Below are 13,964 nucleotides of genomic sequence, written 5' to 3'. Positions count from 1 at the left end.
TATCACACTTCCCTTTACTTAATTACAGCCTTCATTGCATCATAGAATTTTGATCCTAAAAGGCGACGTAACTTCATTTTAAGTCTAATTAAGTTATCTTTCCCATCTTTCCAACTTGCGTCATAATGATGTATTGCAACCGTTTTGTCAGTAATCTTCAAAGTATCTCTCATTAAATCATAAGGGCAAAAAACAGCTGGTTCAAAAATTATCATATCGTCCATTCGTGTTGTCTGATCAGATAAGTTCACTTGCGTATTTAGCAAATTAGTGGTAATCGTCACGCATGATGTTTCATCAAATTTTCCATTTGGCAAAAGGAAATGTCGATTATCATATGCTGCCAGATTTTTTATTATAAATGGGTGTTCTTTTACTGCACCAAAACCTAATCCGGTGTTAACCCGTCCCTTAGTTTCCATCCCCATAAAAGCAGAATAAGCCAACAAATTATCCAAAGGCTTAATGAGTTCTACATCTGTATCTAGATAAACCCCCCCTTCATTTTTAATAATAGCCAGCCTAGCTACATCAGTGACAAAAGCATATTTTCCTGCATTATAGGCTTCTTTTGTATACGCCCTAGCATTTACATCAAAATTATCTTCGTTCCACTGCTTAATTTCAAAATCAGGGCAAAACTTCTCCCAAGAGGCAATACAGGCTTTAACCGAGTCAGGCAACTCGCCTCTACCAAACCAACAGTAATGGATTACATTAGGTATGTCCATAATTCCCTCCTTGATAGTGATTCGCTCATTTGAGATGCACTTCTTTATCTGAACCTTTAATCATACTAACTAGCACTATGGGTAAAAGTAACTCGAAGTGTTGCAATGATGTCTCTGTAAAACTTATTAGAAAATAACCCATGAACAGTAACAAAGACCTATAAGTATAGCTCTTTTTATGTCCTAAAAGGACAACTATGATAAATAACAACACCAGAAAAAAGAGAATTCCCTTTGACATGATAGCCTGCAGATAACTATTGTCCAACATCGCTTCTTCTAAGGCACTTTGACCAATAAGATGTATACCATATTGTTGGTAGAAAGTCTTGTAGAGAGTAATTCTACCAGATAAAAGACTATCAATGACTCGGTTTGTAGGATAAAATAGTAAGATTAATGAAATTGTTGTTAATATAATAGGCATTGAAAAAGTAGCTTTTTTTAATAAGAATGGTGCTTGAGAATCTAATCTATTTTTCAATAGTACAACTGCCATCGCCAATAAAATTAACACATACATTGATGTTCGTGATTGTGTTTCGTTAAATAAAAACCAAGAGGGAATCAAAAATGCTACTAGTTTTATAAAAACATGTCGATCATTTAATAATCCTATAAAGGAAAAAAAGATACTTATCCATAGCATAGACGCAACATTAGGCTGTAAGAATCCCAACGCTTTCCGATATATCATCGCCCCATTTCTCCACATAGAAAAATCATGATTATTAAAGTTAAAAAGATAGTACATCATAACAATTACTAAAAATAGCGAAAGTACTATTGAAAAATAAATGCGTAATAACCTACGATAATCCAATTCATTTGAATAACTAAAAACCTCAATCATCATCACAATTAGAGCTAATGATACCATGGCTAATGAGTGGTTTAATATTATTAAGATAATATCAAACCCAATTAACATGATACTAGAAATTTTTATTTTCTTTGAAACATATATGACAATTCCGTACCCAACTATTATTGTACTGGCCTGGATAACATTAAAAAAAGTTGAACTAACTAAATTTGTTGCTATACCTATTGAATTAATGGCAGTCATTACGACAATTGCCGTACATACACTCATTAACAAGTTATACTTTGTGCTTTTGTTTTGCATTTTGCTATATCAACCCATTAATTATTTCTGTTAAATTACCTACAAATTCACTGTTATGTGACTTAACATCCACCAACTCTGCGTCATTATACTTTTTTAAAACATCTTCAATTTCTTGAACATCTAAAATTCTTTCCATCGGATACCCTTTAGCTTGTACTTGTTGCGTAAAGTCCACTTGATGATTGTTTACGTGTTCATTAAATTTTTCCTGACGTGGGACCACAATAGGCTGTTTACCCTTCGCAATGACGTCCATAAAGCTAGCAGGTCCGCCATGTGTAATAACAATTCGTGCTTCATTCATTAGCTGATCCATTTCTGAATAGCTTACAAATCTTGAGTATTTTGCATACTTAGGCTCATATGTGGAATACCCTATTTGCATAATAACTGATTCGTCAACTTTACCGTCCCTAACTAGGTTATCAACATATTCTATTAGTCGATTAAATGGTTGTTCATGTGTACCCACTGTCAAAAAAATCATTAAAAAATACCACCCAAATATTCTGCTTTCGGATAAACCTTTTTCATTTCTTCCCACTGTACAATAAACCTATCGGTCACAGGATAAACAAGTTTACCAGTCAATGTTGGTTTGTCTACTCGATCAAATACTTCAATATAGACTGTCTTGGCTCCAAATAACTTACCCAGATAAAAGAAAGGCACAGCTACTGCAGCACCAGATGAAATAATGATATCTGGATGTTCCCTTCTTAGTACTTTGAAGGCTAAAATTGTATTTAAAAATAAATTTTTTAAATTACGATTTGTTGGAAAATGCGCATTATATCGTTTCTCTTCCTTAAGAAGGCTCTGTGCATCTTCCTTATCAAAAGTCACCCAGAAACGTTCTTCCTTTTCCCAAAATTTTTTAAGAAGATATAAATGCGTAAGGTGACCACCGCTTGAACCTACTAAAGCAACTTTCATATGAATTTAAACTTCCTTACTAAACTAATTTAATTATGCAACTCATCTAGAAACCAAGGTAATTATATCATATGTGTATAAAATTTTCTCTCGCTAGAATAACTAGCACTTATCAATGTAATGCTCTTAATATAAATTAAATCTATTACTATTCCCTATACTGACACTTAACTTCTTGATACAATATGACTTATCTTGTACAAAAAAAGGTGGTAACCCCATGCGTTATGTCTATATTTTACTAGGTCTAGTTGCCTTTGGTCTCGGGACTGTCGCAATCTGGATTCCCGGCATTCCAACGACCGGTTTCTATGTTCTAGCAGCCTTTCTCTTCGCTAAATCATCTAACCGTCTGCATACCTGGCTCTTAGCGAACCCCTACTACCAAAAATATGTAGATGAAGGTGTTTATCAACGTAAATTATCGCAAAAGCAACGGATTGTAATTTACTTAGTCTCGGCTACTTGTATGGCGATTCCCTTCTTCTTGGTCCCTAAGCTATGGTTGCGACTAGTATTAATTGCCTGCTCCCTGACACAAATTATCAGTATGGAAGGCTTTTACCGCGGTTGGTGGATGACTAATTGGTTTAGAAAATAAAGGAGTAGCCATTTTGGCTACTCCTTTATTTTTTAGTCATGTTTTCTTTTGCCTGCAACTTAGCTAAATCGCGTCGAACTTCATCAGCAACCCCAGTTGGCTCGACCCCATAATTCATAATAATCGCGACAATTGTTCCAATAAACGTATCAATGACTCTAGAAAAGGCGTATAGGTATTCACCATCAGCCGGTACCATCATTGAAATCATTAAATAGGCAGCACAGGCACCGATAATCCCCTTATTATTATTAATCCCATCATTTAAGATAATAACCATCATCAATAGGCCAGGGGCGACAATGATTTCAACCCAGTGGGCCCCATGCGTTTGTACAATGAAAAAGACATAAATCATCGCGAAGACACCACCAATTGCATTGGCTAGTACCCGACGCGTTCCAAAATTAACCGTTGTGCCAAAGTCCTGACGCATGGCAAAGACGGCTGCTAAACAAGCAATCATCGGGTTCCCTCGGTGTAATAGTAAAAACAGAATAATGATAATCATGACGGCCAGGCCGGTCTTCACCGTCCGCAAGCCCAGCCTGAATTTAAACTTACCCAGCTCCATACGCGTTCCCCTTACTCCTTACTTACTTTTTACTCTTTACCGGCTGATTATACTCCGTTACGTAACGGTAGCCTGATACCACCGTAGCTAAAACCAGGATAAAGGTGATCAAAACTAAGCCCGACCCACCATAAAATAAGGTTTGATAACCCTGGTGTTCAATGACAAAACCACCCAATACAGGTCCAAAGGCCCGTCCAATTGATGGTGCCGCCGCAGCTAAACCTTGGTACCGCCCCTTTAAATAGGACGGCGTCAGTTCATTAACCAAGGCCGGAATCATAGGAAATGCCGTAGCTTCTCCAAAGGTGGTCACCACCATTGCCAACGCAAAACCGGTAAAGGTCTTAGCAAAGGGCAATATCAAAAAGGCCAAGCCAAACATCAACAAGCCACCAAAGATTTGAATCCACATTGCCCGCCGACTAGTAGATAAATTCAGTGTATTAATCACAATTTGAATGATTGCAATCAAAGCTCCATTAATCGTCCATAACATGGAGTACTGCCATAAGGGCAAATGCAAGGTATCGGTCATATAAACCGATAAATTACCTAACCACTGAGCATACGCAATCCATAATACTACCAAGCCACCAATGGTTACGTAAATGATCCGTCGATTCCATTCAGATAAGGGGGCCACTGTGGTTGCTTGATCGGTTTCCTTTTTAACAAAGGTCAAATTAAAATGGACTTTGACGACTAGCAAAAGCAACACATAAAGAATCACTGATAAAATAAACAACCAGACAATTCCTAAGGGGAAGATCACCCCGACTAAAGCTGTAGCAAAGACCATTCCAAAATTACTAGTAAAATACAACATGTTAAAAACAAAGCGACCATCAACATTCACCACTCGTGTCCCATATGCATTCAAAATCGCTAATATCCAACCACTTAAGAATCCACAGACCGTAAGATTAAGGGCATAGAGAGGCCAACCATGAAACAAGATAAAACTGATTTGCGTCGCAATCATTAGGGCGACCACTATCTGAATGAGACGATAGGGGGCAAAACGATCAAATAAACGTCCACTTAGGATTGAGCCATAGGCTTGCCCAATTGAATTAGCTAAAATAACCCAACCAACGGTGATCAAACTCTGCTGCAAATTATTATGCAAGTAAACCGTTGTCACTGGCCAGATAAACCCTGCTGCAAAGTTGTTAATAAAACTAGCCACTAAAAGCCAGGTGATCGACATATTTGTTTTTTTCATTTAACTCCCCCTATTTTACTTATCCTTTAACTAAAACCACCCGCCTCATCATCTCCACGGTAATCAATACTTGAAAATTTATTGTACGATTTAACAAACAACAACCGGGCCGTACCACGCGCTCCTGAACGGTTTTTTTCAATAATGACTTCGACTTCCCCCACATCTTGTTGGCCCTCATCTCGGGGATCTTGTGGGTTATCAGTATCTTCATTATCACGTTCGTAATAGTCTTCCCGATATAAGAAGGCAACAATATCCGCATCTTGCTCAATGGAACCCGATTCACGAATATCCGATAGCATTGGTCGCTTATCCTGTCGCTGTTCAACACCACGCGACAGTTGTGACAGAGCAATTACTGGCACGTCCATCTCCATGGCCATTTTTTTAATTGCCCGCGAAATAGCTGAAACCTCTTGTTGACGACCATCACGGCTGGTGCCTTCAATCAGTTGCAGATAATCAATAATAACCAAGCCCAGCTGCCCCTCTTTTTTCTGTAGGCGCCGTAACTTCGACCGTATTTCCGTAACCTTTATACCCGGTGTATCATCAATAAACATCTTCGTATTAGATAACGACCCCATCGCTACAGCTAAATTATTCCATTCATCATTTTCAAGCTGACCAGTTCGCAAATGCTGTGAATTAATATTACCTTCGGCTGCTAACATACGGTTTACTAATGACGTATCCGGCATTTCTAGGGAGAAAATGACGACTGGCAAAGTAGGATCCGCTACCGCTACCCGTTGCGCGATATTCAACACAAAGGCCGTCTTTCCAACCGCCGGTCGAGCAGCAACAACAATCATTTCTCCACCATGAAACCCAGTCGTTAGGTTATCTAGGGCTGGATAGCCCGTTGCCAAACCGGTTACCGTTTCTTCAGTCCGTGAATTTTGTTCAATTTGTTCAAATGACTGATTCACCACATCGGCAATATTTTTAAAATCAGTATCCGTTTCGCCAGCATTAATTGTATCTAGCTTGGTGCTCAACTCTGCCAGTAAATCCTCGACATTTTCAGAACCCTCATACGAATCCTGCGCCCCAGCCTGTAAAGTATCAATTAATGCCCTTCGTAAGGCCTTATCTTTGACAATATGGGCATAATAAATTGCATTACCCGCTACAGGCACACTGGCGGCTAATTCGGTCAAATAGGCCATCCCGCCCGCATTTTCAGTCTGATTAGCCTTCTCTAATTCATCTGAAATGGTTAACACATCGATTGCCCGTTGTGCTTCATCTAAACGAATGATCGCCGCGTAAATTAGCCGATGGGCCGTCCGAAAAAAATCATCAGCGACTAAAATAGTTGATAATTGGGCAACGAGGTCTGTCGGATCAGTTGACAAGAGAATCGAACCAAGAACCGCCTGTTCAGCGGCAATATCTTGTGGAGCCCCTAATAATTGGTTTTGTTGCTCTTCTACCATGTGCCTGCTCCTTTATCACTGCAAACTTCAATTACTGTTCATTCTAACATGTTAAATCAGGTGACCCATCCTTTTCCACATAATAAAGACCAATACCTGCCTCTGTCGGCAAAGCATTGGTCTTTAAAAAATCAAACTAGTTCACTAGGCCATTAAACTTGTAATGACGGTCAAAAGTCCAAAAACAATTCCAGGCAAGTTTGAAATGATAATTGGCTTATCTGGATGGGTCTTAGCAAAACCATACCATGTCCATAAACTAGCATTAATCATCGCAATAAAGGGCTGTAAAATACCGACCGGGTGACCATGAAGATTACTCCAGATCATCGAAATATAAGCACCGTACATTAAAATACAAGTGACCGTCGCCATGGTTCCAATTCGCTTAATATGATTGATGCGCTCAGCTGGTACCGGTTTATCAGTCTTTTGTGAGTCTTTATTATCAAATTCTAAGGGCATGTCCTTATCTCCTCAATAGTATTAACTACAATCATAGCCAACCTAGTAACTTAGTCAAGCATATTGAGTATACCTTCAATAATCGTTTAACTTTACGCCCTTATTGTTCAGCTGTATGCACACGCAACTTGGCCTCAACGTCCTTGTGCAACCGTACAGGAATCGTCCGGTAACCGAGTGCCTTGATTGGCTGGTGCATCTCCATCTTACGCTTGTCTAACTTAATACCTAACTGTTCTTGAGCTGCCGTCACAATTTGCTTGGTTGAGATGGCACCAAAGAGGCGACCATCAGTTCCGGCCTTAGCCTTTAATTCGACAACGGCATCATCAGCTTCCAGTTTAGCCTTCAAAGCTTGGGCTTGGGCTTTAATTTCAGCAGCCTCACGTTGTTCTGCCTTTTGCTTACCCTTAGTAGCAGCAATATTTTGCGTCGTAGCTGGTTCAGCCTTATGGTTCTTAATTAAAAAGTTGTTTGCATAACCATCTGGAACATCCTTAATGTCCCCCTTCTTGCCACGCCCCTTAACGTCTTCTAAAAAGATTACTTTCATTCCTTCAACCTCCTAGTATCTATTCCTCTTCAGCCGCCTTCGTTTGCTCATCTAAAATTGTTACTAACTGTTGATAAGCCGCTTGAGTTGTGACATCTTTTAACTGGGTTGCCGCATTACTCAAATGTCCACCACCGCCCATTTGTTCCATAATCAATTGCACATTTTCTGTACCGTCCGAACGAGCCGAAATAGCAATGGTATGTTCATCCCGACGTGTAATCACAAAGGATGCTTTAACTCCAATTAGCTGCATCAAAGAATCCGCAGCTTGGGCCGCCACCACTGAATCATAGGTAATATCATCTTCACCCACGGTAATGGCAGCCGTCCCATGAAGTTGAACCCGTTCAATCAAATGTGAGCGACTCCGATATGAATCTAGGGATTCTTTCATGAACTCTTGCAGTAACTGACCATCGGCCCCCACTGATCGTAGATAACTAGCCGCATCAAAGGTTCGCGTACCAGATCGTACAGTAAAGGACTTGGTATCGATTTGAATACCCGCCAACATAGCCGTTGCCTCAATCCGTGTCATACCGCGCACGTTATCAGGTTGATATTCAAAGAGCTCCGTAACTAATTCTGATGTCGATGAGGCATAAGATTCAACATAGACGAGCTGTGGTTCCTCAGGGAATTCTTCCCCACGCCGGTGGTGATCAATAATCACTACACGGTCAGCTAATTTTTCATACAAAGCCTGATCTTCTGAAATTGACGGCTTAGAATGATCCACCATCACCAATAAACTACGTGATGTCGCCTGCTTTAAAGCTTCAGCCGGCGAAATAATAGCATGTTCATCGCGCGGCTCTTCAGCTAAATTCGCTAATAAGAGCTGAATGTCCGAATGCACCGTCTCTTTTTCATCATAAACTACCCAGGCTGGCCGGTCACGCATCTCGGCTAAACGCCTTACGCCCAAGGCTGCCCCAAATGAATCCATATCCGGCCGTGCATGACCAACAATAAAAATTTGGTCAGCCTGTTCAAACAAATCAGCCAGGGCCTGTGAGATAACACGCGCCCGCACCCGCGTCCGCTTCGCCATCGGATTAGTCGTTCCGCCATAGAAACGGGCTTCACCATCCGCAGCACGCACAACAACTTGATCACCACCACGACCAAGCGCCAAATCTAAATCAGCCTGTGCATTTTCAGCTAAATGCGTAATTGACTCTTCACCATAAGAAAGACCGATACTAAGCGTAAGGGGTGTATTTTGTGCTGAGGTAGCCTCACGAATGTTATCTAAAATACTAAATTTATCCAATTCGGCCTCACGCAGACCGCTGCGATAACCAACCACTAAATAACGATCAACCGAAATTCGGCGAACATACATATCATGCGCACTCATCCAGGATAGGAGTGAGCGCGTCACAAAGGTTCTTAGAGCTGATGAGTCAGCATCACTCATGCTTTCGGTCAGTTCATCATAATTATCTACCGATACTAAGCCAATCACTAATCGATGGTCATCAAAATTTTGGCGCAGCCGAGCTGACTCAGTATTGTCAAAAAAGTAGACTGCCCTAACGTCCGGTTGTACCTTCACCTTAAACTGATGTTCAGCCCAAGTTAAATCGGCCATGTAGGCACTACTATCAGCGCCATCAGCTTCCAGCTGGGCCAGTTGATCACCCCAACCATCAATGATTGTTTCTAAGTCAGGTACCGCTGCAGTTAAGGCTTCGCCAACAATAATATGATCATCTAACAGCTTTTGTAAGAAAGGATTAATCCAACTAATATTTCCCTGTTGATCATACAAAAGAATCCCAACCGGCATTTGTAATGTGGCTTCCTGTTCAGAACGGGCCACCCGATAGGACAGCTTATTAATATAGTGCGCTGTGTACTCACCAATTGTTTTAAGGGTCTTAAAAATAACCACTAGGGCAATCACCACTAGCGCTACCCAGACCATCCCAATGAGGACATTCACCTGAAAAGCGAGCAAGGTCCCTAGTAGGGCAATTAATGAAACCAGGCCTGCAATCCACGCTAACCCTTTATCCCGCAAAAAAGCTGGAAACGCATACTGCTTTTTCTCTCGTTTCACCTAGTTTATCTCCTTAATGAAAACTTTAATAATTAAACTTAATTATACCATGAAACCAGCTCAACACAAAAAGACGCCCGAATAGGCCACCCAGACGTCGTTTCTATTTTCTAAATTAATCCTTCTTGCCTGGCGCGCTCTTGATAAAAGGGAATCTCATCATTTGTCGCCGCCACAAAATGCTTAGGTGCAATTTCAATCATTTGCCGAGCTTGTCCATCTAATTCACGACTAGGATCATACACTTGGGGACGCCGTTGCCGTTCAATTTCAGGATCCGGCACTGGAATCGCACTTAACAAAGAACGGGTATAGTCATGCAAGGGATGCGCATAAACCTCATCCGCTGGTCCAATTTCAAGCATCTTGCCCCAATGCAAAACACCGATCCGGTCAGAAATATACTTAACCATTGACAAATCATGGGCAATAAACAGATAGGTTAAATCACGTTCTCGTTGTAAGGCCTGCATCAAATTGACAACTTGAGCTTGAATAGAAACATCTAGGGCCGAAATAGGTTCATCAGCAATAATAAAGCGTGGCTGCACCGCCAAAGCCCGGCCAATCCCAATACGCTGCCGTTGGCCCCCAGAAAATTCATGAGGATAGCGGTTTGCATGCTCCTTCATTAAACCAACCGTTTCGAGCATCTCAGTTACAATTTGTGATCGTTCCTCATCACTGCTTGCTAAATGATTAGCATCTACACCCTCCGCAATAATATCCTTAACCTTCATTCGCAAATCTAAGGATGCTTGCGGATCTTGGAAGATCATTTGAACTTGCTGCCGGAACTTACGCAAATCGTCCTTACTCTTTAAGTCAGCAATGTTCTTGTCATCCATTACTATTTCACCCTTAGACGGCTGGTAGAGCTTCATGATTGCCCGCCCAATGGTCGTTTTACCAGAACCAGATTCACCAACCAGGCCAAAGGTCTCACCTTGGTAAATATCAAAGGAAACATCTTGGACGGCTCGGGTTTCGTTACGTTTACCCTGGTTAAAGGTAATGTCTAAATGTTTAATTTCAACTAATTTCTTGTTCCCTGCAGCCATCTTTACATATCCTCCTTTCCCGTTAATGCTAAGGTCGTTGACACCTCTTTCGCCTGTGCTCGTTGTTCCAGTGCTTCAGGATGCTTTTTGATATAACGTTGCCAGCGGCGTTGAATCTCCATTGGTGGCGTTACTTCAGGTGCCCGGTCATCTAGTAACCAGGTTGCCGCAAAATGAGTAGGCGACAATTGAAAGTAAGGCGGTTGCCTCTGTTCGTCAATTGCCAGCGCATACTTATTTCGAGCTGTAAAAGCATCCCCAACTGGTGGATTTAACAAATCTGGTGGCGTACCTGGAATAGATTCTAAGACACCTGTTCTAGTCTCCACCGTTGGCATCGAATTAAGCAGGCCCCAAGTATAAGGATGTTGTGGAAAGTAGAAGATCTCATCCACGGTCCCAATCTCAACAATCTGACCAGCATACATAACGGCAACGCGGTCAGCCACTCCAGCTACAACCCCTAAGTCATGCGTAATAAAAATTACAGATGACGCACTAGCCTGTTGGATGTTTTTAATAAGATTTAAAATTTGTGCTTGAATTGTAACGTCAAGGGCCGTTGTTGGCTCATCAGCAATCAAAATTTCCGGATGATCAATTAAGGCAATCGCAATCACAATTCGTTGGCGCATTCCACCAGAAAACTGGTGGGGATAGTCATTAAGGTGGGCCTCAGCATTTGGAATTCCAACGGCCTTCATCATCTCCAAGGCTTGCTCTAAAGCTGCTTGCTTACTCAGCTTTTGATGTTTAATCAATGGTTCGGCAATCTGCTGGCCGATCTTCATCGTAGGATCCAAGGAGGTCATTGGGTCCTGGAAAATCATAGCAATTTCCGATCCTCGCAAGTCTTGTAACTGTTTCTCTGATAGATCAAGAATATTTTGGCCCTTAAAGGTGATTTGTCCGTGGTCTACTTGCGCATTTTTCGCTAATAGGCCCATGATTGATCGGGTTGTCACCGACTTCCCTGAACCCGACTCACCCACAATCGCCAAGGTTTCACCTTTAGCTAGATCAAAGGAGACGTCTCCAATTGCTTGTACCTCACCACTATCAGTATGAAAATTAATCTTTAGGTTATCTACTGTAAGTACTTTCTCTGCCATAACCGTCTTCACTCCTTCTAATCCCGTGTCCGTGGGTCAAATGCATCTCGTAACCCGTCGCCAAGCAGGTTAAAGGCAATCATGATCACTGATAAGACAATCGCTGGGATAATTAATTGATAAGGATAAAACTGAAAGACCTTCTGTCCATCATTCAACAAGGTTCCCAATGATGCCATTGGTACGGGAATACCTAACCCCATATAAGAAAGCAAAGCTTCAAAGAAAATTGCTGATGGAATAGTAAACATCAACTGGACGATAATTGTTGATGACATATTAGGTAGTAGGTGTTTAAGCCCAATCCACCAAGAGCTTGATCCCAAAGTTCGTGCTGCGGAAATATAATCTTGTTCCTTCGCTGATAGGACATCAGCTCGTACCAGACGGGCCATCGTCACCCAAGAAGTGAGCGCAATTCCTAAGGCAATTGAAAACATGCCAGGCTTCATAATTAAAATTAAAAGCACAAAGACTACCAAGTTTGGAATAGAAGATACAATTTCGATAATCCGTTGCATGACCAGATCAACACGGCCACCCATCCAACCAGATATCATTCCAAAGGTAATTCCGATCACTAAGTCAATCAGGGCAGCAATCAGCGCCACTTCTAATGAAACCCGTGTTCCATAGAGAACACGCTTAAAGAGATCCCGACCAAATTCATCAGTTCCAAAGGGATGGTAGACATCCTTTGGTAAACCAGCGTCAGCATAAGCATCAATCTTTTCACCATCAACCACTGTTTCACCACGAAGACCTGGAATATTTCCTGGCAGCTTAGGTGGTAAATTTTGCTGCATCACATCTTGATGGGAAGTAGTCTTAGGATTCGCATAGGGAACCGATAAAAAGGCAAACAAGAAGACGATGATCAGAATCCAAAACGAGACCAAAGCCCCCTTGTTTTTCTTTAACCGCCGCCAAGCATCTTGGCGGAAACTTAATGCAGGACGATCAATTTTTTCGGCCGTCATGGCCCGATCCATTGGTATAAAATCAAACCCTTCAGCTGTTAATCCTGTTGCTTGTTCAGCCATTGTTTTCCTCCTTAATCTGCCAAGCGAATGCGGGGATCAATTAACCCATAGACAACATCGGTAATGAGCAAGACCACCATCAGCATCATTGAATATACAATTGTAGTCCCCATAATTACCGGATAATCGTTCGTCAAAATAGAATTAACAAACTGACTACCAATTCCGGGAATGGTAAAGATCTGCTCAATGACGATTGATCCGGTCATCAAATTAACGGCCATGGGGCCAATTAAGGTAACCAGGGGAATCAGTGAATTTCGCAAAGCGTGTTTCCAAACGATCTCACTACGAGACAAGCCCTTAGCCCGGGCCAATTCGATATAGTCCGACCCCATCACTTCAACCATTTCCGTGCGAATAAAGCGAGCCGAAATCGCCAGCGGCTGTAAGCCTAGGGCAATGGTAGGCAAAATTGTATAGGCAAAACCTTCCCAACCCGCAATTGGTAACCAATCAAGCTTTAAGCCAATGTAATATTGCAATAGCGCTGCCACCACAAAGGAAGGAACTGAGATACCTAATACGGCCAAAATAGACAGCGCAGTATCAGTCTTCGTATTACGCCGGACTGCTGCCGCCGCCCCTAGCCCGATTCCGGCAATCACCCCAAAGACAATTGCTTGAATTCCCAGTTGAGCCGAAGGGCCAATGCGCTGTGCAATTAAGGTTGATACCGGTTGTCCTTGAAACTGGAAGGATGTTCCAAAATCAAGATGCAAGGCATTAACCAAGTAGTTCCAGTATTGAACCAACAGTGGCTTGTCCAAGCCGTATTGGGCCTCAATTAGCCGCTGCTGATCACCTGATAGACGTTCGGCATTTGCCAACGGCGAACCAGGCATTAACTTCATTAGGAAGAACGTCGCCGAAATAATTAAGATTAGGGTAAAAACAATAATCCCTAGGCGTTTCATAACATATTTAAACATTGTTCAACAAACCTTCCTATCTTGTAGTTAGCACAAGGACAGCATGGTAGACGTCAACATCCACCATGCTGTTCATGCAT

General features: G+C 41.7%; 15 protein-coding genes. 1 reads left to right on the top strand and 14 read right to left on the bottom strand.

Going from position 1 to position 13,964, the window contains the following annotated elements; all coding sequences use genetic code 11:
• Window positions 1-14: 14 nt before the first annotated feature.
• From G414_RS0106010 to pssD, 4 genes are read right to left on the bottom strand one after another with little or no spacing between them, the layout of a single operon-like run.
• On the bottom strand, window positions 15-731 hold the full coding sequence (locus tag G414_RS0106010) for a glycosyltransferase family 32 protein (RefSeq protein WP_022791920.1): 717 nt from the start codon (window positions 729-731) through the stop codon (window positions 15-17).
• A 25-nt stretch (window positions 732-756) separates the two neighbouring features.
• Complete coding sequence (locus G414_RS0106005) at window positions 757-1,860, bottom strand: hypothetical protein (RefSeq protein WP_022791919.1); 1,104 nt, start codon at window positions 1,858-1,860, stop codon at window positions 757-759.
• A 4-nt stretch (window positions 1,861-1,864) separates the two neighbouring features.
• A complete protein-coding gene (gene pssE, locus G414_RS0106000) occupies window positions 1,865-2,350 on the bottom strand; it encodes a PssE/Cps14G family polysaccharide biosynthesis glycosyltransferase (RefSeq protein ID WP_027694577.1) in 486 nt (161 codons plus the stop codon).
• The gene (pssD, locus tag G414_RS0105995) at window positions 2,350-2,799 is read right to left on the bottom strand and encodes a PssD/Cps14F family polysaccharide biosynthesis glycosyltransferase (RefSeq protein WP_022791918.1); all 450 of its coding nucleotides are present in this window, start codon (window positions 2,797-2,799) and stop codon (window positions 2,350-2,352) included. The genes pssE and pssD overlap by 1 nt, the downstream gene beginning before the upstream one ends.
• A 220-nt stretch (window positions 2,800-3,019) precedes the next feature.
• On the opposite strand from pssD, the gene G414_RS0105990 reads away from it, so the two are divergent.
• Window positions 3,020-3,400 (top strand): YbaN family protein, encoded by a 381-nt coding sequence (locus tag G414_RS0105990; RefSeq protein ID WP_022791917.1) that lies wholly within the window; start codon window positions 3,020-3,022, stop codon window positions 3,398-3,400.
• 25 nt (window positions 3,401-3,425) lie between these two features.
• Here the strand turns inward: G414_RS0105990 and G414_RS0105985 are convergent, their stop codons facing one another.
• The 10 genes from G414_RS0105985 to G414_RS0105940 form a co-directional block, all read right to left on the bottom strand.
• On the bottom strand, window positions 3,426-3,974 hold the full coding sequence (locus G414_RS0105985) for an FUSC family protein (RefSeq protein WP_022791916.1): 549 nt from the start codon (window positions 3,972-3,974) through the stop codon (window positions 3,426-3,428).
• Window positions 3,975-3,996: 22 nt separating this feature from the next.
• A complete protein-coding gene (locus tag G414_RS0105980) occupies window positions 3,997-5,202 on the bottom strand; it encodes an MFS transporter (protein WP_022791915.1) in 1,206 nt (401 codons plus the stop codon).
• 26 nt (window positions 5,203-5,228) lie between these two features.
• Entirely contained in the window at window positions 5,229-6,647 is a 1,419-nt protein-coding gene (dnaB, locus tag G414_RS0105975; protein ID WP_022791914.1) for a replicative DNA helicase, read from the bottom strand.
• A 144-nt stretch (window positions 6,648-6,791) separates the two neighbouring features.
• Complete coding sequence (locus G414_RS0105970) at window positions 6,792-7,022, bottom strand: SemiSWEET family transporter (RefSeq protein WP_420031176.1); 231 nt, start codon at window positions 7,020-7,022, stop codon at window positions 6,792-6,794.
• A gap of 190 nt (window positions 7,023-7,212) precedes the next feature.
• A complete protein-coding gene (rplI, locus tag G414_RS0105965; protein WP_022791912.1) occupies window positions 7,213-7,665 on the bottom strand; it encodes a 50S ribosomal protein L9 in 453 nt (150 codons plus the stop codon).
• A gap of 19 nt (window positions 7,666-7,684) precedes the next feature.
• A complete protein-coding gene (locus G414_RS0105960) occupies window positions 7,685-9,736 on the bottom strand; it encodes a DHH family phosphoesterase (protein ID WP_022791911.1) in 2,052 nt (683 codons plus the stop codon).
• A gap of 110 nt (window positions 9,737-9,846) precedes the next feature.
• Entirely contained in the window at window positions 9,847-10,797 is a 951-nt protein-coding gene (locus G414_RS0105955) for an ABC transporter ATP-binding protein (RefSeq protein ID WP_022791910.1), read from the bottom strand.
• A 2-nt stretch (window positions 10,798-10,799) separates the two neighbouring features.
• Window positions 10,800-11,909 carry an ABC transporter ATP-binding protein gene (locus G414_RS0105950; RefSeq protein ID WP_022791909.1) on the bottom strand — a complete coding sequence of 370 codons (1,110 nt, stop codon included), beginning with the start codon at window positions 11,907-11,909 and terminating at the stop codon, window positions 10,800-10,802.
• Between the two features lie 17 nt (window positions 11,910-11,926).
• Entirely contained in the window at window positions 11,927-12,952 is a 1,026-nt protein-coding gene (locus tag G414_RS0105945) for an ABC transporter permease (protein WP_022791908.1), read from the bottom strand.
• 11 nt (window positions 12,953-12,963) lie between these two features.
• Window positions 12,964-13,884 (bottom strand): ABC transporter permease, encoded by a 921-nt coding sequence (locus G414_RS0105940; protein ID WP_022791907.1) that lies wholly within the window; start codon window positions 13,882-13,884, stop codon window positions 12,964-12,966.
• Window positions 13,885-13,964 lie beyond the last annotated feature (80 nt).

This window comes from Weissella halotolerans DSM 20190 (assembly GCF_000420365.1).
Lineage (GTDB): Bacteria > Bacillota > Bacilli > Lactobacillales > Lactobacillaceae > Weissella > Weissella halotolerans.
The sequence above is the reverse complement of the archived record's forward strand: the minus strand, read 5'-3'. Positions and strand labels throughout refer to the sequence as shown.